Below are 20,941 nucleotides of genomic sequence, written 5' to 3' on the forward strand. Positions count from 1 at the left end.
CCAGGCTGTTCACCCGGACGACGCACAGCACAGGCCCAAAGATCTCTTCTTTATAGATGCGCATCTCTGGCGTGACGTTATCGAACAGGCAGCCACCCAGGAAGAAACCTTCCTCATGCCCCGCCACGCTCAGACCACGGCCATCAACCACTAAGGTTGCGCCAGAAGAAACGCCGTCTTCTATATAGCCACTGACTTTATCGCGAGCCTGACCGGAAACCAGCGGCCCCATGTCCAGACCACACGACGTACCGGCACCGATTTTCAACGCCTTGATTTGCGGCACCAATTTGGCCACCAACGCATCCGCCACCTGGTCGCCGACGCACACGGCCACCGAGATCGCCATGCAACGCTCACCGCAGGAACCATACGCCGCGCCCATCAGTGCGCTGACGGCGTTATCCAGATCCGCATCCGGCATCAGCACCGCGTGGTTCTTCGCGCCGCCCAGTGCCTGGACGCGTTTACCGCGCTTGGTGCCTTCGGCATAGATGTATTCGGCAATCGGCGTCGAGCCGACAAAGCTCAGCGCCTTGACTTCCGGTGCTTCGATCAGCGCATCTACCGCAGCCTTGTCGCCGTGCACCACGCTCAGAACACCTTTAGGCAGACCGGCTTCGATCAACAACTGAGCAATCAGCAGTGTCGAACTCGGATCACGCTCGGACGGCTTGAGGATGAAGCAGTTGCCGCAGACGATCGCCAGCGGATACATCCACAGCGGCACCATGGCCGGGAAGTTGAACGGGGTGATACCGGCCACCACGCCCAACGGCTGGAAGTCCGACCATGCATCGATGTTCGGGCCGACGTTACGGCTGTATTCGCCCTTGAGGATTTCCGGCGCCGCGCAGGCGAACTCGACGTTCTCGATCCCACGCTTCAGCTCACCGGCAGCATCTTCCAAAGTCTTGCCGTGTTCTTCGCTGATCAACTGCGCGATACGCGCTTCGTTCTGCTCCAGCAATTGCTTGAAACGGAACATCACCTGCGCACGTTTGGCCGGCGGCGTGTTGCGCCAGGCCGGGAACGCAGCTTTGGCCGAGTCGATGGCTTTTTGAATGGTTTCGCGGCTGGCCAATGGCAGCTTGTGGATCGCCTGGCCGGTCGACGGATTGAACACGTCAGCCGTACGACCGTCTTCGGTTACCAGTTCGCCATTGATCAAATGCGGGATAAGGCTCATGCGGGGCTCCAGAAAAATTGTTCACGGGCGCCCTTTAAGAGCGCCTCTATATAGAAGAGAAATCAGTCGATCTTGTTCAGCACTTCGCCAACCGCGTCGAACAGGCGATCAAGGTCTTGCGGCTTGCTGTTGAAGGTTGGGCCGAACTGCAGGGTGTCGCCGCCGAAGCGCACGTAGAACCCGGCTTTCCACAACGCCATGCCGGCTTCGAACGGACGCACGATCGCGTCGCCGTCACGCGGGGCAATCTGGATCGCACCAGCCAAGCCGTAGTTACGAATGTCGATAACGTTCTTCGAGCCTTTCAAACCGTGCAGCGCATTTTCGAAATGCGGCGCGACTTCGGCCACGCTCTGCACCAGGTTTTCCTTTTGCAGCAGGTCGAGTGCCGCCAGGCCAGCGGCGCACGCCACCGGGTGGGCCGAGTAGGTGTAGCCGTGGGGGAATTCCACCGCGTACTCCGGCGTCGCCTGGTTCATGAAGGTGTGATAGATCTCGGAGCTGGCAATCACCGCGCCCATCGGGATCGCGCCGTTGGTGACTTGTTTGGCGATGCACATCAGGTCCGGAGTCACGCCGAAGCTGTCGGCGCCGAACATCGAACCGGTACGGCCGAAACCAGTGATCACTTCGTCGAACACCAGCAGGATGTTGTGCTGATCGCAGATATCGCGCAGACGCTTGAGGTAGCCCTCAGGCGGCACCAGTACGCCAGCGGAGCCGGCCATTGGCTCGACAAACACCGCGGCTATGTTCGAAGCGTCGTGCAATTCGATCAGCTTGAGCAACTCATCCGCCAGGGCGATACCGCCCTCTTTCGGCATGCCACGGGAGTAAGCATTGCTTGCCAGCAGGGTGTGCGGCAGATGATCGACATCCATCATCGCCTGACCGAACATTTTGCGGTTGCCGTTCACGCCGCCAAGGCTGGTGCCGGCAATGTTCACGCCATGGTAACCACGGGCACGACCAATCATTTTGGTCTTGGTCGCCTGGCCTTTCAGACGCCAGTAGGCGCGGACCATTTTCACTGCGGTATCCGCGCATTCGGAACCCGAGTCGGTGAAGAACACGTGGTTCAGATTGCCCGGGGTCAGGTCAGTGATTTTCTCGGCCAGTTGAAACGACAACGGATGGCCGTACTGGAAGCCTGGCGAGTAATCGAGCGTGCCCAACTGCTTGGCCACTGCCTCCTGGATTTCCTTGCGCGTATGCCCAGCGCCGCAGGTCCACAAACCAGAGAGCGAATCGTAGACCTTGCGGCCCTTGTCGTCTGTCAGCCAACTGCCTTCGGCGGCGACGATCAGTCGCGGATCGCGCTGGAAATTGCGGTTGGCGGTGTAGGGCATCCAGTGCGCATCCAGCTTGAGCTGGCTGGCCAGGGAAGACGGGGCGTTTTCGGGCAAGTTCATGATTAAAACCTCGCAGGGCAATAAGCGGCGTAGAGATCAAAAGCGTTCTTGCAGCTAAATTGCCACGGGGATAAAGTCGGTGAAATCCAACTCTTCTAACGTTCAGTCAGGCCTTCACTAAACTTATGAGCACTCGACGCCCCGATCCGCTGGCCCAAGTCAGCGACTTTGATATCCGCCTGTTGCGGATCTTCCGCAGCGTCGTGGAGTGTGGCGGCTTCTCCGCGGCGGAATCGGTGCTGGGCATCGGCCGCTCGGCCATCAGCCAGCAAATGAGCGACCTCGAACAACGCCTCGGCCTGCGCCTGTGCCAACGCGGTCGCGCCGGTTTTTCCCTGACCGAAGAAGGCCGCGAGGTCTACCAATCGGCGTTGCAGCTATTAAGTGCGCTGGAAAGTTTCCGCACCGAGGTCAACGGCCTGCATCAACACTTGCGCGGCGAATTGACCATCGGCCTGACCGACAACCTGGTCACCCTGCCCCACATGCGCATCACCCACGCCTTGGCGCAATTGAAGGAACGCGGGCCGGATGTGCAAATCCAGATTCGCATGATCGCCCCCAACGAAGTCGAACAAGGCGTGCTCGACGGGCGCCTGCACGTTGGCGTGGTACCGCAGGCCAGTGCGTTGTCGGGGCTGGAATATCAACCGCTCTACAGCGAACGCTCGCTGCTGTACTGCGCGGTCGGCCACCCGTTGTTTTATGTCGATGACAAACAGCTGGACGATGAACGTCTGAACGGCCAAGACGCCATCGCTCCAACTTTCCGCCTGCCCGCCGAGATCCAGGCCCATTACCAGGCACTCAATTGCACCGCCAGTGCATCCGACCGCGAAGGCATGGCGTTTCTGATTCTGACCGGGCGCTACATCGGTTACCTGCCCGATCACTACGCCAGCCTCTGGGTACAGCAAGGCCGGTTGCGCGCGCTCAAACCCAACGCGCGTTTTTATGACTTGAGCCTCGCATCGGTCACGCGCAAGGGTCGGCGCCCGCATTTGGTGCTGGAAAGCTTTCTCGAAAGCCTGGCGGCCACCCGCTAAAGCCTGAACCGCCCCGTAGGAGCAAAGCTTGCTCGCGATGGCGACGTGTCAGTCACATCAATGTTCAATGTGAGGACGCTATCGCGAGCAAGCTTCGCTCCTACAAGGGCAAGGTTTTATCGTATCGGCACTTGTCTGAAACCTGTGGGTGCGCTATCAACGCATGGGTTGCACCCACAGACTATTTCGGAAGTGCCTATGACCTTTGAAGTCCCCGCCCACGGCGGCAAACCTGCCAGCCGCATTCGTCAGAAGAACGAAGAGACGATCCTCAAAGCCGCCGAAGATGAATTCGCCCGCCACGGGTTCAAAGGCACCAGCATGAACACCATCGCCCAGAATGCCGGGTTGCCCAAGGCGAACCTGCATTACTACTTTACCAACAAGCTTGGGTTGTACGTGGCGGTGCTGAGCAACATCATCGAATTGTGGGACAGCACCTTCAACACGTTGACGGCCGAAGACGATCCGGCGGAAGCGTTGACTCGTTACATCCGCGCCAAAATGGAATTTTCCCGCCGCCAGCCGCAAGCCTCGCGGATTTTTGCCATGGAAGTGATCAGTGGCGGCGAGTGCCTGACCGAGTATTTCAACCAGGACTATCGCGCCTGGTTCCAGGGCCGCGCTGCGGTGTTCCAGGCATGGATCGACGCCGGCAAGATGGACCCGGTCGACCCGGTGAACCTGATTTTCCTGTTGTGGGGCAGCACTCAGCATTACGCCGACTTCGCCACCCAGATCTGCCGGGTCAGCGGCCGCACCAAGCTGACCAAGCAAGACATGGAAGACGCCGGTGACAACCTGATCCGCATCATCCTCAAGGGCTGCGGCCTCACACCTGCCATTTAAGAAACTTATGTCTTTTACCCTCAGCGGTTTTTGCGAGTACCGCGAAGAGATTCGCAAAAGCCGCTTCATCACCCTGGCCGGGCCGATCAGCAGCCCGGCCGAAGCCCAGGCGTTCATCGAACAGCACAGCGACTTGAACGCCACGCACAATTGCTGGGCATGGAAGTTCGGCGGCCAGTACCGCAGCAACGACGATGGCGAACCTGGCGGTACGGCGGGCCGGCCAATTCTGGCGGCGATTGAAGCGCAGGATTGCGATCAAGTCGCGGTACTGGTGATTCGCTGGTATGGCGGCATTCAACTCGGCACCGGTGGTTTGGCCCGAGCCTATGGCGGCGGCGCGAATAAATGTCTGCAAGGTGCGCCGAAGGTTGAGTTGATCAGCCGGGTGCCGGTGAGTTGTGCCTGTGGGTTTGCCGAGTTGGCGCTGTTGAAGTTACGGGTGGCGGAGTTGGGTGGGTTGGTCGTGGAGGAAGTGTTTACGGCTAACGGGGTTGAATTGCAGCTGGCCGTCGGTGAGCAGCAGATTGATTTGTTGCAAACGCATCTCGCGGATTTGAGTCGCGGGCGGATTTTGTTGGAGCGATAAGGGCAGGATCAAAAGATCGCAACCTTCGGCAGCGCCTGAAGGGAAACGCGATCTTTTGGGGCATAACTGATTTTCAACGCCTCCCACACTTGCCCACATCTGCTGTGCACCCGGCTGTGGATAACCTGAGTACATTCCGCTGTAACCCTTCTGTCATGCGGCTTTGCGGGGTTTGTTCACTTTTCGTCCAAAGTGCCATCAAAATCTCTAAATCCACGAAAAAACAAACAGTTAGCGCGGTTTATCACCTTTAGAAGATAGCCGCCCAGTGCTTATGCCCACGCGCCGAGCTTGCGCACAAATACTGTGGAGCAATCTGTGGATAACCCGTTCATGGCTGGCGCTGCCCCATGCCCGGCATAGCTCGCGGCCGACTGCTCGTTTTTTGATCAAGTTAGCGCGGGCAAAACCGGAGCCTGATCAACGGCTTCGCCCTCATCTGGTGCTTGATTCAACAGCGAAACACTTTCTGGAACACGCACAAAGCCCTTGATCGTCATGGCTTTACGAAATTCCTGACTCAATGGCCAGAAAATTGCTTTATCCACAGGCATAACTCAAATCGACCCGAGCCTGTCATGCCGATCCCCGATCAAACCCCTCGCTTGCAGCTGCGCAACATCAGCAAACGCTACCCCGGTTGCCTGGCCAACGATGCCATCGACCTGAGCATCGCACCCGGTGAAATCCATGCCCTGCTCGGCGAAAACGGCGCAGGCAAAAGTACGTTGATGAAGATCATCTACGGCGTCACCCACGCTGATTCCGGGGAAATGATCTGGCAAGGGCAGCGCATCACCATGCGCAATCCAGCCCAGGCGCGGGGACTTGGGATTGGCATGGTGTTTCAACACTTCTCGCTGTTCGAAACCCTCAGCGTGGCGCAGAACATTGCGCTGGCCATGGGCGCGGCGGCCGGGACGCCAAGGCAACTGGAACCGAAAATTCGCGAAGTCTCGCGGCGCTATGGCATGGCGCTGGAACCGGAACGACTTGTCCATAGCCTGTCGATCGGCGAACGCCAGCGCGTAGAAATCATTCGCTGCCTGATGCAAGACATTCGCCTGCTGATTCTCGATGAGCCGACCTCGGTGCTGACGCCGCAAGAAGCCGACGAATTGTTCGTCACCTTGCGCCGCCTCGCGGCCGAGGGTTGCAGCATTCTGTTTATCAGCCACAAGCTCGGTGAAGTGCGCGCGTTGTGCCACAGCGCTACGGTATTGCGCGGCGGTCGAGTGGCCGGGCATTGCGTGCCCGCCGAGTGTTCGGATCAGCAATTGGCGCGGTTGATGGTCGGTGACGCGGCGGAGCTGATCACCGACTACCCGAAGGTCCTCGGCGGGGAAGCATTTTTGAAGGTGAGTGGATTGTCCTGGCACAACCCGGACCCGTTCGGTTGCTCGCTCAAAGACATCAACCTTGAAGTGCGCAGCGGTGAAATCGTTGGCGTCGCCGGGGTTGCGGGCAACGGTCAGGATGAATTGCTGGCGTTGCTCAGCGGTGAAGAATGCCTACATCGCAACGACGGCCAGACGATCAGTTTTGCCGGGCAAGCCGTCGCCCATTTACGCCCCGACGCCCGCCGCAGACTCGGATTGGCCTTCGTTCCCGCCGAACGTTTGGGTCATGGCGCGGTACCTGAACTGAGCCTGGCCGACAACGCCCTGCTCACCGCTTTTCAACAAGGGCTGGTCAGCAACGGTTTGATCCAGCGCAGCAAAGTTGAAGCGCTGGCCGAAGAGATCATCCGCCGCTTCGGGGTGAAGGCGCCCGATCCCCAAACTCCGGCTCGCAGCCTGTCCGGCGGCAATTTGCAGAAATTCATCCTCGGCCGGGAAATCCTCCAGCAGCCGAAATTGCTGGTAGCCGCGCACCCGACCTGGGGCGTGGATGTCGGTGCGGCGGCAACCATTCACCGGGCGCTGATTGCCCTGCGCGATGCCGGCGCGGCGATCCTGGTGATCTCCGAGGACCTTGATGAACTGTTCCAGATTGGCGATCGGCTCGGTGCTTTGTGCAGCGGTCGATTGTCGCCGCTCCAGGCCACTGTCGATACGCGGCTGAGCGACGTCGGTGGCTGGATGGCCGGTCAGTTCAACGCCCCTCACTCACCTGCATCCGCAACGGTTTAACGGAGTTTCACATGCTGCTTTCTCTCGAACCCCGTGGCCAGCAATCACGCCTGATGTTGTGGTGCTCGCCGTTGCTGGCGGCTGTGCTGACGCTGGGCTGCGGCTCTATGTTGTTTATCGCCTTGGGCCACGACCCGTTGCTGACCTTGCACACCTTGCTGATCGCACCGATCAGCGACTTGTATGGCATCTCCGAATTGCTGGTCAAAGCGCTGCCGATTCTGCTCTGCGCGTTGGGCCTGGCGGTGGCGTATCAGGCACGAATCTGGAACATCGGCGCCGAAGGCCAGTTGCTGCTCGGCGCCCTGGCCGGCAGCGCACTCGCGGTGAATATCATCGGCATGCAAAGCCGCTGGGCGCTGGTGTTTATCCTGTTGGCCGGCACCCTCGCCGGGGCCGCGTGGGCCGGGCTGACGGCGTGGTTACGCACACGCTTCAACGCCAACGAAATCCTCACCAGCATCATGCTCAACTACATCGCCCTCAACCTGCTGCTGTTCTGCGTGCACGGGCCGCTGAAAGATCCGGCCGGGTTCAACTTTCCGGAGTCGGCGATGTTCGGTGATGCCAGCCGTTTGCCGTTGTTGATGGAGGACGGTCGGGTTCACGCCGGGGTGTATTTCGCTTTGCTGGCGTTGGTTGCCGTGTGGGTATTGCTGCAGAAAAGCTTTGTCGGGTTCCAGATCAGAGTGCTCGGCCTGGACAAGCGCGCGGCAGGGTTTGTCGGCTTTCGCGAGAAGCGCTTGATCTGGCTGGCGCTGTTGATCAGCGGCGGTTTGGCCGGGCTGGCTGGGGTTTGTGAAGTCACCGGGCCAATCGGTCAATTGGTGCCGCAAGTCTCGCCGGGCTACGGCTATGCGGCGATCACCGTGGCGTTTCTCGGTCGGCTCAATCCCATCGGCATTCTGTTTTCCAGCCTGTTGATGGCGCTGCTGTACATCGGCGGCGAGAGCGCGCAGATGAGCATGAACCTGCCGCAAGCCATCACCCAATTGTTCCAGGGGATGATGCTGTTTTTCCTGCTGGCCAGTGATGTGCTGATTCTCTACCGACCGCGTTTGAACCTGCGCTGGGCCCGCCGCGCACCCGCCACCGCCGTAACCGCAGGAGCGCTGTGATGGATATCGATCTGCTGAGCAATATTTTCTACGCCATGGTCCGTTGCGGTACGCCGTTGCTGCTGGTGGCGCTGGGCGAACTGATCTGCGAGAAGAGCGGCGTCCTCAACCTGGGCCAGGAAGGCATGATGCTGTTTGGCGCAGTGATCGGTTTTATCGTCGCGTTGAACAGCGGCAATCTGTGGCTCGGCGTGTTGCTGGCGATGTTGGCCGGGATGCTGCTGTCGTCGCTGTTTGCCTTGGTGGCGTTGGTGTTCAACGCCAATCAGGTGGCTACCGGTCTGGCGCTGACGATTTTCGGTGTGGGTCTGTCGACGTTTGTCGGTGCCGCGTGGGTCGGCAAACCGCTGGCGGGTTTTGAGCCGGTGGCGATTCCGTATTTGAGTGAGATTCCGCTGATCGGGCGGATGCTGTTTGCTCAGGATCTGCTGGTGTACTTGTCGTTCGCGCTGTTTGCGCTGGTGGCGTGGGTAATTGTGAAAAGTCGTGTGGGTTTGATCATTCAAGCGGTCGGGGAAAACCCGGATGCCGCCAGTGCGATGGGCTTGCCGGTGCTCGGTGTGCGTACCTTGGCGGTGTTGTTCGGCGGGGCGATGGCCGGGTTGGCCGGGGCGTATTTGTCCCTGGCCTATACGCCGATGTGGGCGGAAAACATGAGCGCCGGGCGCGGCTGGATTGCCTTGGCGCTGGTGGTGTTTGCCAGTTGGCGGGTGTGGCGGTTGCTGCTCGGGGCGTATCTGTTCGGACTCGCCAGCATCCTGCATTTGGTGGCGCAGGGGTTGGGGCTGGCGATTCCTTCCAGTTTGTTGGCGATGCTGCCGTATGTCGCGACCATTGTGGTGTTGGTGTTGTTGTCCCGGGATGCGGTGCGCACGCGGTTATATGCGCCGGTGTCGTTGGGGCAGCCGTGGCAGGGAGGGCATTAGCGGTTGGCAGGTCCGGACTCTTCGCGGGCAAGCCTCGCTCCTACAAAAGCGACGCAGCCCCCGTAGGAGCGAGGCTTGCCCGCGAAGGCGCCCGAACCGGCAACACCTGAGCCACGCCCCACGCCAATTCAAAGAACAGGAAAATCACCAACAACGAACTCGCGCCATGGAGCAAGGCATACAGCTGCCAAGCCGAAAACAGAAATCTTCCAACCGCGTCATACCGCCCAAAAATCAATTGCGGATCCCGAATCCGCAACACCGCCCACACGCACACAATCGACCCCAGCAGATTCGCCATCAACATGTGCATCGGCTCAAATGCCGGTAACTCACCCGGTAAATCCAACGCCTGACTCAACCCCGACAGCGCGCCATGCAGTAAAGCAAAACTCCACGGCGTGGCAAACGCCGCCGTCACGATCAAGTCATACCAGGCACTGCCTCTTACCACTCGGCGATATTGCGTTGAAGTCCACATCGGCGCTGCTCCAAAAAATCAGGGAGCAACAAGGCTAAAGCCTGGAGTATGCTCCAAGGTCAAGCCCTCTCTGAGACGTCACGATGCGCATCGGTGAATTAGCCCAGGCCAGCGCCGTCAGCCGCGACACGCTGCGCTTCTACGAGCAGCGCGGGTTGATCGCGGCGCAACGCAGTGCCAATGGCTATCGCGACTACCCGGCGGACATGGTGCAACTGGTGCTGTACATCAAGACCGCTCAACGACTGGGCTTTACCCTCGGCGAGATCGGCAATAGCGTCGCCGCGTTGTGGCGGTCGCCCGACCCGGACAGTGCCGTTACGCAATTGCTGCAAGACAAGCTCAAGCTGATCGAAACCCGAATGGACGAACTCGGCGCCCTGCGCAACGAGTTGCAGCAAAGGCTCGGTCAGCGTTGTCCTTTGAATCCATGATTCTCACTTATCAAGGAAGCTACTCATGTCCACGGCAAAAACCGCACTCATCATCGGCGCCTCCCGGGGCCTGGGCCTCGGCCTGGTGAAAACCCTGCTGGCCGACGGCTGGCAAGTCACCGCCACCGTGCGCAACCCGCAGAACGCCGAGGCGCTGCAAGCGCTGGGCAAGGTACGGATTGAAAAACTCGACATGGATGATCAGCAGGCCGTCATCGCGCTGAGCCAGCAACTCAAGGGCGAAGTGTTTGATCTGTTGTTCGTGAACGCCGGGGTCAAGGGGCCGGACGTGCAGACGCCGGGCGGCGCGACATTGGCCGAAGTCGGGCAGCTGTTTTTCACCAACGCCGTGGCACCGATCAACCTGGCCCAGCGTTTCGTCGGGCAGATTCGTGATGGCAGCGGCGTGTTGGCATTCATGAGTTCGGTGCTGGGCAGCGTGACCATGCCCGACGCGCCGGAACTGGCGTTGTACAAGGCCAGCAAGGCAGCGTTGAACTCCATGACCAATAGCTTTGTGACACAGCTGGGCGAGCAGAAACTTACCGTGCTGTCGCTGCATCCGGGTTGGGTGAAAACCGATATGGGCGGCGAAGGCGCGGACCTGGATGTGGAAACCAGCACCCGTGGCTTGGTCGATCAGGTGAACGCATACACCGGCAAGGGCGGGCATCACTTCGTGAACTACAAGGGTGAAACCATTCCCTGGTAACCCCAGATACCTTGTAGGAGCGAGCGGTGCGACGATTCGACTTGCCCGCTCGCTCCTACAAGGGGGTGTGTCGTCGGGTCGGGCTTGCCCGCAACGCCATTTTGTTTGAAACTCCGCACCTCGTCCCCGCGACGACCCTGGATCAGCAGACAGGGTAATCACTGAGCTGGCTAACCTGAACCCACTTTCAGAGGAGCCGGCCAACATGCCTGCGACCCGTACCTGGTTAAAAAATCCCCTCGCGATCTTCACTGCCAATGGCCTCGATGCCCGTGGCGGCCTGGTGGTGCAAGACGGTGTGATCGTCGAACTGCTCGCCGCCGGCCAGCAACCGTCCGCGCCCTGTGGACACGTGTTCGATGCCCGCGAGCATGTGATCCTGCCCGGCCTGATCAACACCCATCACCATTTCTATCAAACCCTGACCCGCGCCTGGGCGCCGGTGGTTAACCAGCCGTTGTTCCCGTGGCTGAAAACCCTGTACCCGGTCTGGGCGCGCCTCACCCCGGAAAAACTCGCCCTCGCCAGCAAAGTCGCGCTGGCGGAATTGCTGCTCTCCGGCTGCACCACGGCGGCCGATCACCATTACCTGTTCCCCGAAGGCCTGGAAAACGCGATCGACGTGCAAGTCGAAAGTGTTCGCGAATTGGGCATGCGCGCCATGCTGACCCGCGGCTCGATGAGCCTCGGCGAAAAGGACGGTGGCCTGCCGCCGCAGCAAACCGTGCAGCAAGGTGAAGTGATCCTCGACGACAGCCAGCGCCTGATCGCCGCGTACCACGAACGTGGCGACGGCGCGCAAATCCAGATCGCCCTGGCGCCGTGCTCGCCGTTCTCGGTAACCCCGGAAATCATGTCCGCCAGCGCCGAACTGGCGAACAAACTCGACGTGCGCCTGCACACTCATCTCGCCGAAACCCTCGACGAAGAAGACTTCTGCCTGCAACGCTTCGACCTGCGCACCGTCGATTACCTGGACAGCGTCGGCTGGCTCGGCCCCCGCACTTGGCTGGCCCACGGCATTCATTTCAACCCGGACGAAATCGCCCGTCTCGGCGCCGCCGGTACCGGCATTTGCCACTGCCCAAGCTCGAACATGCGCCTGGCCTCCGGCATCTGCCCGACGCTGGACCTGACCGCCGCGGGTGCGTTGCTGGGTCTGGGCGTGGACGGTTCGGCGTCCAACGATGCATCGAACATGATGCTCGAAACCCGTCAGGCGCTTTATATCCAGCGCCTGCGCTATGGCGCCGAGAAGATCACCCCGGAACTGGTCCTCGGTTGGGCGACCAAGGGCTCGGCGAGTTTGCTCGGGCGTAGCGATATCGGCGAGCTGGCGGTGGGCAAGCAGGCGGATCTGGCGTTGTTCAAACTGGATGAACTGCGGTTCTCCGGCAGCCATGATCCGGTGTCGGCGCTGCTGTTGTGCGGGGCGGATCGCGCGGATCGGGTGATGATCGGCGGCAAGTGGCGGGTGATTGATGGGCAGGTTGAGGGGTTGGATCTGAAGGGGTTGATTGCAGATCACAGCCAGGCGGCTCGGCAGTTGATTGCTGGCGTCTGACACAACACCGCCCGATCGTTCCCACGCGCAGCAAAGGAATGCCTCATTGGACGCTCTGCGTCCGCGTTGGGACGCGGAGCGTCCCGGACTGCATCCCCACGCAGAGTGGTCTGCACCCCAAAAGTTGGACGATTGTGGCTCTAGGCCTGAACGGATTGGGTCCTGTATTCCACAGGGCTCATTCCATTTAGTCTCAGCTTGATGCGCCGGTGATTGTAATAGTCGATGTAGTCCACTAATCCGGTCTGAAGCTCGTCAAGATTACTGAATTTGTTCAGGTAAAAGAATTCGGATTTGAGCGTGCCAAAGAAGCTTTCCATGGCCGCGTTGTCGTAACAGTTCCCTTTGCGCGACATGCTCGCTGTGACCGAGTGCTCTTTTAGGCGCTGGTCATAAATAGGCATCCTGTACTGCCAGCCTTGGTCTGAGTGCAAGATGGGTTTTTCGCCCGGTTTTAGTCGCGCAAAAGCTTTACTAAGCATTGCCCCGACCATGCTGAACAACGGCCGTCTGGCGATATCGTAGGAAATGATCTCGGCGTTATAGAGGTCCAGAATTGGCGATAGATACAGCTTCTGTCCTCCCACCTTAAACTCCGTGACGTCGGTTACCCATTTCTGATTGGGTTGTGATGCTTGGAAATCGCGGTTCAGAAGATTGGGGGCGGCTCGCCCCACTTCACCTTTGTAGGCGCGGTACTTCTTCACACGTACTCGGCATTTGAGGTCAAGTTCAGCCATAAGGCGTTGCACGGTCTTGTAGTTGATCAAGAAACCGGCCTTGCGCACTGCCAGCGTTACGCGGCGATAGCCAAACTTACCTTCTTCTTTGTTGAAGACCTCACATATCTTGGCTTTCAGCTCCGCATACTTATCAGCCGCCTGGAGCACTTTCTGCTGATAGTAGAACGTGCTGCGCGCCAATCCGGTGATTTTCAACAAGGCGTCGAGAGAGTGCCGCTGCCTCAGTTCAATTACGATTTGCGCTTTTTCTGTTGCGCTGCTCGTTTCTTCTGAACCAAGGCATCGAGCTTTTTAGATAATCATTTTCCAGCCGAAGTTGATTCAGTTCTGCGATCAACTCATCCCGGGAACAGGACTCATCAGGTAACAGAGGCTGGGCAGGTTCGGGCGGTTTGGGCATTTTCTTTGTAGATCCAGTTCGTCTGGGTTGGCTGAGCAGGGCATTTTCACCGCCCTCATCATAGCGGCGCTGCCAATCGCCGACGATGTTGAATTTCCGGATATCAAATAGCGCGGCCACTTGACGGTAGGAAAGCTGCTCTTCACGCATCCGCTTCAAGACGGACATCCTGAATTCAGCACTGTAGTGCTGCACTTTTTTTACTTCCAGAGCGGCCGGGCCGTGCACCTTGTAGGCCGCGACCCACTGGCGCAACGACGAAAAATCCACGTCGTGACGATGCGCTACATCTCTAAGCCCCGCTTCGCCGGTGCAGTAATCCTGTACCGCTGACAGCTTCGCTTGAACCGTGTACTTCCCCATGAAACACCCCATCGGTTGTGTCCAACTTTTGGGGTGCAGACCAGAGCGTGGGAACGATCAGAGGCCCAACAACGACAACATGATAAACGTCGCAAACAACACAAAATGCGTCATGCCCTCAATGGCATTGGTCTCCCCGTCATTGAGGTTGATCGCACTGACAATCAACGTCAGGAAGATCATCACCGTCTGCACCGGGGTCATCGCCATTTGAAACGGCTGGCCGGTGTAGAGCGCCATCGCTTCCATCACCGGCACGGTCAGGATCACGGTTGACAGCGAAGCCCCCATCGCGATGTTGACCACTGACTGCATGCGGTTGGCCAGGGCTGCGCGCAACGCGGTCAGGATCTCTGGGGCGGCGGAGATTGCGGCCACCAGGATCGCTGTGATGACCGGCGGCGCACCTGTGCCTTCCAGGCCCAGGTCGAGGGTCTTGGACATCACTTCGGCCAATGCGCCGATCACCACCACGCCAAACACCAGGGTCGCGATGCTCAGCGGCACGTTGACCGCTTCGGCTTCTTCCTCGGGGTCTTTCTTGCGGCGTTTTTCCGGGTAGCTGTAGCTGAAGAAATAACTGTGCGGCCCGACCTGCATGCGCAGGAACAAGGTGTAGAGCACGACCATCGCACCGATGGTGAACGCCGAATAAATCTTCCAATTGGCTTCGGGAATGAACTCCGGCACCACCATCGACACGCCCATGGCGGTGAGGATCATCACGCTGTAGCTGCGCGCCGAATCGTCGTTGTAGGACTGCTCGCCATGCTTGATTCCGCCCATCAACGCGGCCAGGCCGAGGATGCCGTTGATGTCGAGCATCACTGCCGAATAAATCGTGTCGCGCACCAGGGTCGGCGAGGCTTCGTTGCTCATCATGATCGCCAGGATCACCACTTCCACCAGCACGGCCGCCAGGGTCAGGATCATCGTGCCGTAGGGGTCGCCGACTTTCTCCGCGAGCAGTTCGGCGTGATGGGCGACACGCATGGACGCGGCGACGATGAAGGCGATCAGCACCAGGCCGGCGGCCAGTGCGACGGCCTGGCCGCTGTGCAACATCAAGTGCTCCAGCGGGTAGGCGATGGCGGCGGCGAGGACGGCCAGCAGCAGGAAACTTTCTTGCTTGAGGAGTGTGAGCATTGCGAGCCTTTTGCACAGTGGAGCGTAAACAGGGTGATGAGCTACTGACTGCGGGGCGGCGCTAACGTTTCGTTACACCTTAGCGCACCAGTGGATGGCGTGGATTGGCAAGCGTGCACCGGGATAGTTCTGCGGTAGCCGTCAGGGCCTCTTCGCGGGCAAGCCTCGCTCCTACAGGGGCGGTGTTCGCGTCGCTTTTGTAGGAGCGAGGCTTGCCCGCGAAGGCCTTCACACGGTTTCGGTTTTTTTGTTGTCCTGTTGGTCAGCAATTTGCATTGACCTCGCCAACCTCAAAACAAAATGGAGTTCGAGTTCATGCATAAACGTCCGTTGAAGAAGTTGCTGTGCGCCGTTGCAGCGGCCATCGGTCTGAGCGCCAGCCTGAGCGCCAGTGCCGCCGACCCGCTGAAAGTCGGCTTCGTCTATATCGGCCCGATCGGTGACCACGGCTGGACGTATCAACATGAACAGGGGCGCAAGGCGCTGGCGGAGAAGTTCGGTTCGCAGATCACCACCAACTACGTGGAGAACGTCGCCGAAGGCGCCGACGCTGAGCGGGTGATCCGCAACATGGCCAAGGACAACTACGACCTGATTTTCACCACGTCTTTCGGCTACATGAACCCGACGCTGAAAGTCGCCAAGCAATTCCCCAAGGTGACCTTCGAGCACGCCACCGGCTACAAGCAGGACAAGAACCTTGGCACCTACCTGGCGCGCACCTACGAGGGGCGCTACGTCGGCGGCTTCCTTGCGGCGAAGATGACCAAGACCAAGAAGATCGGCTACGTCGCTTCGTTCCCGATCCCGGAAGTGATCCGCGACATCAACGCCATTCAACTGGCCCTGAACAAGTACAACCCGGGCACCGAGATCAAAGTGGTGTGGGTCAACTCGTGGTTCGATCCGGGCAAAGAGGCCGATGCCGCCAACGCGCTGATCGACCAGGGCGTGGACGTGGTGTTCCAGCACACCGACAGCCCGGCACCGATCCAGGCCGCCGAGCGGCGCGGCGTGTACGCCGTGGGCTACGCTTCGGACATGGCGCACTTCGGGCCGAAAGCGGTGCTGACCTCCATCGTCAACGACTGGGGCCCGCACTACATTCAAGCGACGCAGAGCGTGCTCGACCACAACTGGAAATCCCAGGATTACTGGGGCGGCTTGAAGGAAGGCACGGTTGAACTGCCGATCAGCGATTTGGTGCCAGCGCCGGTGAAAGCCGAAGCCGAGCAGATCATTGCCGACATCAAGAGCGGTGCGCTGCATCCGTTTACCGGGCCGATCAAGGACCAGGCCGGTGTCGAGAAAATCCGGGCGGGGGCGACGGCGAGTAATGCGGAACTGGCGTCGATGAATTATTACGTGGAAGGCATGAAGGCCGACATTCCGAAGTAACTCCCTTCTGCAGATCGTTCCCACGCGCAGCAAAGGAATGCCTCAATGGACGCTCCGCGCCCGCTTTGTGGGACGCGGAGCGTCCCGGGCTGCATTCCCACGCGGAGCGTGGGAACGATCATTAGCGAGAACTCAGCATGAATCAGCTCCCGATCATCGACATCGCCCCGCTCTACACCGACGACCAGGATGCCTGGCAAACCGTCGCCAACCACATCGACCGCGCCTGCCGCGACTGGGGCTTTTTCTACATCAAGGGTCATCCGATCAGCGCGAACCGCATCGAAGCGGTGCTCGACCACGCCCAACGCTTCTTCGCCCTGCCCGCCGCCGAAAAGCTCAAGATCGACATCACCCAGACCCGACACCATCGCGGCTACGGCGCCATCGCCACCGAGCAACTGGACCCGAGCAAACCCAGCGATCTGAAAGAAACCTTCGACATGGGCCTGCACCTGCCGGCCGATCATCCTGAAGTGCTGGCAGAAAAACCGCTGCGTGGCCCCAATCGCCATCCGTCGATGCCCGGTTGGGAAGCACTGATGGAGCAGCATTACCTCGACATGCAGGCCCTCGCGCAAACTTTGTTGCGAGCCATGACGATGGCCCTCGGCATTGAGCGGGACTTCTTCGACACACGGTTTAACGAGCCAGTCAGCGTACTGCGAATGATCCATTACCCGCCGCGCCACACCGCCAGCTCCGAAGAACAACAAGGCGCCGGCGCCCACACCGATTACGGTTGCATCACCCTGCTCTACCAGGACGCCGCCGGTGGCCTGCAAGTGCGCAACGTCAAAGGTGAATGGATCGACGCGCCGCCGATCGAAGGCACGTTCGTGGTGAATCTCGGCGACATGATGGCGCGCTGGAGCAACGACCGTTACCTGTCGACACCGCATCGGGTCATCAGCCCGCTGGGCGTGGACCGTTATTCGATGCCGTTCTTCGCCGAGCCGCATCCCGACACACCCATCGAATGCCTGCCTGGTTGCCAGGATGAACTGCACCCGGCGAAATATCCGGTCACCACCTGCGCTGAATTCCTGCTGTCACGCTTCGCCGATACCTACGCCTATAGACGGGAACCGCAAACAGTTTGATCAACCGTCCGGTCAGGTTTTACCAATTGTTGCGGCGAGCATCTGTAGAATGCCGTCATTGCACCTGATGAGAATTCGAACATGTACGACTGGCTGAACGCCCTGCCCAAGGCAGAACTGCACTTGCACCTGGAAGGCTCGCTGGAGCCCGAGCTGCTGTTCGCCCTGGCTGAACGCAACAAGATCGCCCTGCCGTGGGACGACGTCGAAACCCTGCGCAAGGCCTACGCCTTCAACAACCTGCAGGAATTTCTCGACCTGTACTACAAGGGCGCCGACGTGCTGCGCACCTCCCAGGATTTCTACGACCTGACCTGGGCCTACCTGTTGCGTTGCAAGGCGCAGAACGTGATTCACACCGAACCGTTCTTCGACCCGCAGACCCACACCGACCGTGGTGTGCCGTTCGAAGTGGTACTCAACGGCATCGCTGCCGCACTGAAAGATGGCGAGCAGCAACTGGGCATCACCAGCGGTTTGATCCTGAGCTTCCTGCGCCACTTGAGCGAAGACGAAGCACAGAAAACCCTCGACCAGGCGCTGCCATTCCGTGATGCGTTTGTCGCTGTCGGTCTGGACAGTTCGGAGATGGGTCATCCGCCGAGCAAGTTCCAGCGCGTGTTTGATCGGGCCCGCCACGAAGGCTTCCTGACCGTCGCCCATGCCGGTGAAGAAGGCCCGCCGGAGTACATCTGGGAAGCCATCGACTTGCTGAAAATCCAGCGCATCGACCATGGCGTGCGCGCCATCGAAGACGAGCGCTTGATGCAGCGAATCATCGACGAGCAGATCCCGTTGACCGTGTGCCCGTTGTCGAACACCAAGCTTTGCGTGTTCGATCACATGTCCCAGCACAACATCCTCGACATGCTGGAACGTGGGGTGAAAGTGACGGTGAATTCCGATGACCCGGCGTACTTCGGCGGTTATGTCACGGAGAACTTCCATGCGCTGTACACCGATCTGGGCATGACCCAGGATCAGGCCAAGCGGTTGGCGCAGAACAGTCTGGATGCGCGGTTGGTGAAACCCTAAGTTTCCGTCGCATGATCGTTCCCACGCTCCGCGTGGGAACGATCATTGCGCTACCGCTTCGCTCAGCTCCTCCAACGTCTTGCCCCGCGTCTCCATCCCGAACACCCACACCACCGCCGCCGCAATCGCAAAACACATCGCCCCCAAGGCGAACACCCCGCCCTGCCCGGTAATCGGGAACACCAGCCCGGTCACCAACGGCCCGAGCAACGAACCGACGCGCCCGATCGCCGAGGCAAAGCCCGAGCCCGTGGCTCGCGCCGAGGTCGGGTACAACTCCGGCGTGTAGGTGTAGAGCACCGCCCACATGCCGAACAGAAAGAACTGCATCAGCAGGCCCGAGGTGATCAACAGCGCGACGTTGCCGCCAAACACCGCACTCTGGCCGTAGAGAAACGCCATCACCCCGCCGCCCAGCAACGTGACGATACACACCGGTTTGCGTCCCCAGCGTTCCACCAGCCAGGCGGCCATGAGAAAACCGGGAATGCCGCCGAGGGAAATCAGTACCGTGTAATACACCGACTGGGTCACGGCAAAACCCGACTGTTGCAGCAAGGCGCTGAGCCACGAGGTCAAGCCGTAGAAGCCGAGCAAGGCAAAGAACCAGACGCTCCAGATCATCATCGTGCGCTGGCGGTACAGCGGCGACCAGATCTGGCGCAACGCGGAAAAGAAGTTGCCCGGCGTACTTGCCACGCGCGGTAAGCGAATCGGTGCGGGCAACTCCGCACGCCCCAGCGATTTGCGAACCTGCTCTTCAATACGCAGCAACACCTTGTCCGCCGCCTCATGCTTGCCGGCCTGTTCAAGCCAGCGCGGTGATTCGGGAATGAAGAACCGAATCGCCAGGACAAACACCGCCGGCACCGCCAACACCAGGAAGATGTCGCGCCAGCCAATCACCGGCAGCAGGAAGTACGACAGCACCCCGGCGGCGACGAAACCCAGTGGCCAGAAGCCGTCCATCAACGCGATATAACGCCCGCGCCCCTTGGCCGGGATCAGCTCCGAGAGCATTGACTGCGCAATGGGAAACTCCATGCCCATGCCGATCCCCAGCAGGATGCGGAACAGCGTCAGGGTTTCCACCGTCTGCGCGGTGGAGCACAGGTAACTGGCGAGGCCCCACAACACGATGCTCCACTGGAATACCGGTTTGCGCCCGAAACGGTCGGCCAGCATGCCGGACAGCGATGCCCCCAGCACCATGCCGAAGAAGCTCGAACTGGCCAGCAACCCGGCCTGGGCGCTGCTCAGGCCGAACTCGGTTTTGATCGACCCCAACAGGAACGTCATCATCGCCAAGTCCATGGAATCGAAGAAAAACGCCAAGGCAATGATGATGAAAATGATGCGGTGATAACCGCTGATGGGCAGTCGTTCCAAGCGTTCTGCCGCGCTGAATCCTGGTATTTCCATGCCGCATTCCCCCATCCGAAAGTCCCCGGATCGAGTGTGCGCGATAGCGGCTGGGGGTAATTGCTGGATGCGACCTGCTCGCAACCCTGAACGACGCCCAACACCTCAGACGTCGGTCTCGAAGCGTCTACAACGCCATTTCCAGCTCGGACTCCTTGGCGAAACGGTGAACTTCTCGCTGCCCGGCCGCAGTGATCTGCAAGGCCCGCGACTCATTGGGCAGGGTCAACCAGCCGGACTGCATGAACAACTGCAACAACGCCGCGCCCAGCGAGCCCCCCAGGTGCGGACGGCGTTCACTCCAGTCGGGGCAGGCGCAGGCGACTTGCCCGTTACGGTGGGCCAGGGCCTGGATGAACACCCCTCTGGTGGCCAGCTGTGTGGAGCCTTTATGGGTGACGACGACGCGCTGATCGAATTGCTCGATCCAGCCCGCATCCAGCAAACGCTGGTACAGGTCCGCCGCCAGCGTGCCACCCAGATGGTCATCGCACAGCCGCGCCTGCAACAGTGAAGACGGTGCTGCCTGGCGCTTGCCCAGGAGGTTGCCGCGCTTGATCGTCTCCGGAATGTCCCGCGGCTTGCTGGCCAGGGTCGCACTGGCCAGCGCCTCTACCGCGGCGCCGATTTCGGGCGCGGCCAGGCGGAAGAACCTTTTGCGCCCGCGCTCTTCGACTTTCAACAGACCTCCGGCGGACAAACGCCCCAGGTGTGCACTGGCCGAAGACGGCGACAACCCGGCCAGCAACGCCAGCTCTTCGGTTTGCCGTGCCGAGCCATCCATCAAGGCCCACATCATTGCGCTGCGCTTGGGGTCAGCCAGCAGCGTGGCGATCTGGCTGATGCAAGGTGCATGTTCCATGTTTTCACTCCCTGTTG

General features: G+C 60.0%; 20 protein-coding genes (1 of these 20 running past the window's edge). 12 read left to right on the forward strand and 8 right to left on the reverse strand.

The annotated features are described in order from the left end of the window. Together HKK52_RS16775 and HKK52_RS16780 are read right to left on the reverse strand one after the other, a co-directional pair. Positions 1 to 1,189, reverse strand: partial view of a CoA-acylating methylmalonate-semialdehyde dehydrogenase gene (locus HKK52_RS16775; RefSeq protein WP_046044700.1) — the 5' portion only. The gene continues 305 nt to the left of window position 1, outside the view; the window shows 1,189 of its 1,494 coding nt (coding positions 1-1,189); the start codon lies at positions 1,187 to 1,189; its stop codon lies off the left edge, out of view. A gap of 62 nt (positions 1,190 to 1,251) precedes the next feature. Next, on the reverse strand, positions 1,252 to 2,601 hold the full coding sequence (locus HKK52_RS16780) for an aspartate aminotransferase family protein (protein WP_123402283.1): 1,350 nt from the start codon (positions 2,599 to 2,601) through the stop codon (positions 1,252 to 1,254). 125 nt (positions 2,602 to 2,726) lie between these two features. Here HKK52_RS16780 and HKK52_RS16785 point away from each other — a divergent pair, with 125 nt between their 5' ends. The 3 genes from HKK52_RS16785 to HKK52_RS16795 all read left to right on the forward strand — a co-directional run bounded on the left by HKK52_RS16785 (position 2,727) and on the right by HKK52_RS16795 (position 5,085). Then, complete coding sequence (locus HKK52_RS16785; RefSeq protein ID WP_169371745.1) at positions 2,727 to 3,647, forward strand: LysR family transcriptional regulator; 921 nt, start codon at positions 2,727 to 2,729, stop codon at positions 3,645 to 3,647. Positions 3,648 to 3,845: 198 nt separating this feature from the next. Continuing rightward, positions 3,846 to 4,496: a TetR/AcrR family transcriptional regulator gene (locus HKK52_RS16790; RefSeq protein WP_169371746.1), complete on the forward strand. Its 651-nt coding sequence runs from the start codon at positions 3,846 to 3,848 to the stop codon at positions 4,494 to 4,496. 7 nt (positions 4,497 to 4,503) lie between these two features. After that, the gene (locus HKK52_RS16795; protein ID WP_169371747.1) at positions 4,504 to 5,085 is read left to right on the forward strand and encodes an IMPACT family protein; all 582 of its coding nucleotides are present in this window, start codon (positions 4,504 to 4,506) and stop codon (positions 5,083 to 5,085) included. A 389-nt stretch (positions 5,086 to 5,474) separates the two neighbouring features. Here the strand turns inward: HKK52_RS16795 and HKK52_RS16800 are convergent, their stop codons facing one another. Beyond that, the gene (locus HKK52_RS16800) at positions 5,475 to 5,633 is read right to left on the reverse strand and encodes a hypothetical protein (protein ID WP_169371748.1); all 159 of its coding nucleotides are present in this window, start codon (positions 5,631 to 5,633) and stop codon (positions 5,475 to 5,477) included. 30 nt (positions 5,634 to 5,663) lie between these two features. Here HKK52_RS16800 and HKK52_RS16805 point away from each other — a divergent pair, with 30 nt between their 5' ends. The 3 genes from HKK52_RS16805 to HKK52_RS16815 are packed head-to-tail and all read left to right on the forward strand — an operon-like array spanning position 5,664 to position 9,261. Further along, positions 5,664 to 7,217, forward strand: coding sequence for an ABC transporter ATP-binding protein (locus tag HKK52_RS16805; protein ID WP_169371749.1), 1,554 nt, complete (start codon positions 5,664 to 5,666; stop codon positions 7,215 to 7,217). Positions 7,218 to 7,228: 11 nt separating this feature from the next. After that, on the forward strand, positions 7,229 to 8,335 hold the full coding sequence (locus tag HKK52_RS16810; RefSeq protein ID WP_169371750.1) for an ABC transporter permease: 1,107 nt from the start codon (positions 7,229 to 7,231) through the stop codon (positions 8,333 to 8,335). Beyond that, complete coding sequence (locus HKK52_RS16815; protein ID WP_169371751.1) at positions 8,335 to 9,261, forward strand: ABC transporter permease; 927 nt, start codon at positions 8,335 to 8,337, stop codon at positions 9,259 to 9,261. The genes HKK52_RS16810 and HKK52_RS16815 overlap by 1 nt, the downstream gene beginning before the upstream one ends. A 40-nt stretch (positions 9,262 to 9,301) precedes the next feature. On the opposite strand, the gene HKK52_RS16820 is transcribed toward HKK52_RS16815, so the two are convergent. Continuing rightward, on the reverse strand, positions 9,302 to 9,742 hold the full coding sequence (locus HKK52_RS16820; protein WP_169371752.1) for a hypothetical protein: 441 nt from the start codon (positions 9,740 to 9,742) through the stop codon (positions 9,302 to 9,304). A gap of 83 nt (positions 9,743 to 9,825) precedes the next feature. On the opposite strand from HKK52_RS16820, the gene HKK52_RS16825 reads away from it, so the two are divergent. From HKK52_RS16825 to HKK52_RS16835, 3 genes are all read left to right on the forward strand, one after another. Beyond that, positions 9,826 to 10,176 (forward strand): MerR family transcriptional regulator, encoded by a 351-nt coding sequence (locus tag HKK52_RS16825; protein ID WP_169371753.1) that lies wholly within the window; start codon positions 9,826 to 9,828, stop codon positions 10,174 to 10,176. Between the two features lie 25 nt (positions 10,177 to 10,201). Further along, positions 10,202 to 10,888: an SDR family oxidoreductase gene (locus HKK52_RS16830; protein WP_169371754.1), complete on the forward strand. Its 687-nt coding sequence runs from the start codon at positions 10,202 to 10,204 to the stop codon at positions 10,886 to 10,888. A 205-nt stretch (positions 10,889 to 11,093) separates the two neighbouring features. Continuing rightward, positions 11,094 to 12,452 carry an 8-oxoguanine deaminase gene (locus HKK52_RS16835; protein WP_169371755.1) on the forward strand — a complete coding sequence of 453 codons (1,359 nt, stop codon included), beginning with the start codon at positions 11,094 to 11,096 and terminating at the stop codon, positions 12,450 to 12,452. A 140-nt stretch (positions 12,453 to 12,592) separates the two neighbouring features. On the opposite strand, the gene HKK52_RS16840 is transcribed toward HKK52_RS16835, so the two are convergent. Both HKK52_RS16840 and HKK52_RS16845 read right to left on the reverse strand, forming a co-directional pair. After that, a protein-coding gene (locus HKK52_RS16840) for an IS3 family transposase (RefSeq protein WP_169371756.1) occupies positions 12,593 to 13,958 on the reverse strand; the annotation gives its coding sequence in 2 pieces (ribosomal slippage) (positions 12,593 to 13,487 and positions 13,486 to 13,958; 1,368 coding nt in all). A 57-nt stretch (positions 13,959 to 14,015) separates the two neighbouring features. Continuing rightward, the gene (locus HKK52_RS16845; RefSeq protein WP_169371757.1) at positions 14,016 to 15,104 is read right to left on the reverse strand and encodes a calcium:proton antiporter; all 1,089 of its coding nucleotides are present in this window, start codon (positions 15,102 to 15,104) and stop codon (positions 14,016 to 14,018) included. Between the two features lie 315 nt (positions 15,105 to 15,419). Between HKK52_RS16845 and HKK52_RS16850 the strand changes: the two genes are divergently transcribed. The 3 genes from HKK52_RS16850 (at position 15,420) to HKK52_RS16860 (ending at position 18,640) form a co-directional block, all read left to right on the forward strand. Next, positions 15,420 to 16,502 (forward strand): BMP family ABC transporter substrate-binding protein, encoded by a 1,083-nt coding sequence (locus tag HKK52_RS16850; RefSeq protein WP_169371758.1) that lies wholly within the window; start codon positions 15,420 to 15,422, stop codon positions 16,500 to 16,502. 137 nt (positions 16,503 to 16,639) lie between these two features. Next, positions 16,640 to 17,605 (forward strand): 2-oxoglutarate and iron-dependent oxygenase domain-containing protein, encoded by a 966-nt coding sequence (locus HKK52_RS16855; protein ID WP_169371759.1) that lies wholly within the window; start codon positions 16,640 to 16,642, stop codon positions 17,603 to 17,605. An 81-nt stretch (positions 17,606 to 17,686) separates the two neighbouring features. Beyond that, on the forward strand, positions 17,687 to 18,640 hold the full coding sequence (locus HKK52_RS16860; RefSeq protein ID WP_054043972.1) for an adenosine deaminase: 954 nt from the start codon (positions 17,687 to 17,689) through the stop codon (positions 18,638 to 18,640). Positions 18,641 to 18,682: 42 nt separating this feature from the next. Here HKK52_RS16860 and HKK52_RS16865 read toward each other — a convergent pair whose 3' ends face one another. Together HKK52_RS16865 and HKK52_RS16870 are read right to left on the reverse strand one after the other, a co-directional pair. Further along, a complete protein-coding gene (locus HKK52_RS16865; RefSeq protein WP_169371760.1) occupies positions 18,683 to 20,062 on the reverse strand; it encodes an MFS transporter in 1,380 nt (459 codons plus the stop codon). Between the two features lie 127 nt (positions 20,063 to 20,189). After that, positions 20,190 to 20,924 carry an ArsR/SmtB family transcription factor gene (locus tag HKK52_RS16870; protein WP_169371761.1) on the reverse strand — a complete coding sequence of 245 codons (735 nt, stop codon included), beginning with the start codon at positions 20,922 to 20,924 and terminating at the stop codon, positions 20,190 to 20,192. Between the last annotated feature and the right edge of the window lie 17 nt (positions 20,925 to 20,941).

Origin of the sequence: Pseudomonas sp. ADAK2, from assembly GCF_012935755.1 — a bacterium.
GTDB lineage: Bacteria > Pseudomonadota > Gammaproteobacteria > Pseudomonadales > Pseudomonadaceae > Aquipseudomonas.

Coding starts and splice junctions, on each gene's coding strand:
- HKK52_RS16780 (WP_123402283.1), bottom strand. CDS start 2,601: ATGAACTTGCCCGAAAACGCCCCGTCTTCCCTGGCCAGCCAGCTCAAG.
- HKK52_RS16785 (WP_169371745.1), top strand. CDS start 2,727: ATGAGCACTCGACGCCCCGATCCGCTGGCCCAAGTCAGCGACTTTGAT.
- HKK52_RS16790 (WP_169371746.1), top strand. CDS start 3,846: ATGACCTTTGAAGTCCCCGCCCACGGCGGCAAACCTGCCAGCCGCATT.
- HKK52_RS16795 (WP_169371747.1), top strand. CDS start 4,504: ATGTCTTTTACCCTCAGCGGTTTTTGCGAGTACCGCGAAGAGATTCGC.
- HKK52_RS16805 (WP_169371749.1), top strand. CDS start 5,664: ATGCCGATCCCCGATCAAACCCCTCGCTTGCAGCTGCGCAACATCAGC.
- HKK52_RS16810 (WP_169371750.1), top strand. CDS start 7,229: ATGCTGCTTTCTCTCGAACCCCGTGGCCAGCAATCACGCCTGATGTTG.
- HKK52_RS16815 (WP_169371751.1), top strand. CDS start 8,335: ATGGATATCGATCTGCTGAGCAATATTTTCTACGCCATGGTCCGTTGC.
- HKK52_RS16820 (WP_169371752.1), bottom strand. CDS start 9,742: ATGTGGACTTCAACGCAATATCGCCGAGTGGTAAGAGGCAGTGCCTGG.
- HKK52_RS16825 (WP_169371753.1), top strand. CDS start 9,826: ATGCGCATCGGTGAATTAGCCCAGGCCAGCGCCGTCAGCCGCGACACG.
- HKK52_RS16830 (WP_169371754.1), top strand. CDS start 10,202: ATGTCCACGGCAAAAACCGCACTCATCATCGGCGCCTCCCGGGGCCTG.
- HKK52_RS16835 (WP_169371755.1), top strand. CDS start 11,094: ATGCCTGCGACCCGTACCTGGTTAAAAAATCCCCTCGCGATCTTCACT.
- HKK52_RS16845 (WP_169371757.1), bottom strand. CDS start 15,104: ATGCTCACACTCCTCAAGCAAGAAAGTTTCCTGCTGCTGGCCGTCCTC.
- HKK52_RS16850 (WP_169371758.1), top strand. CDS start 15,420: ATGCATAAACGTCCGTTGAAGAAGTTGCTGTGCGCCGTTGCAGCGGCC.
- HKK52_RS16855 (WP_169371759.1), top strand. CDS start 16,640: ATGAATCAGCTCCCGATCATCGACATCGCCCCGCTCTACACCGACGAC.
- HKK52_RS16860 (WP_054043972.1), top strand. CDS start 17,687: ATGTACGACTGGCTGAACGCCCTGCCCAAGGCAGAACTGCACTTGCAC.
- HKK52_RS16865 (WP_169371760.1), bottom strand. CDS start 20,062: ATGGAAATACCAGGATTCAGCGCGGCAGAACGCTTGGAACGACTGCCC.
- HKK52_RS16870 (WP_169371761.1), bottom strand. CDS start 20,924: ATGGAACATGCACCTTGCATCAGCCAGATCGCCACGCTGCTGGCTGAC.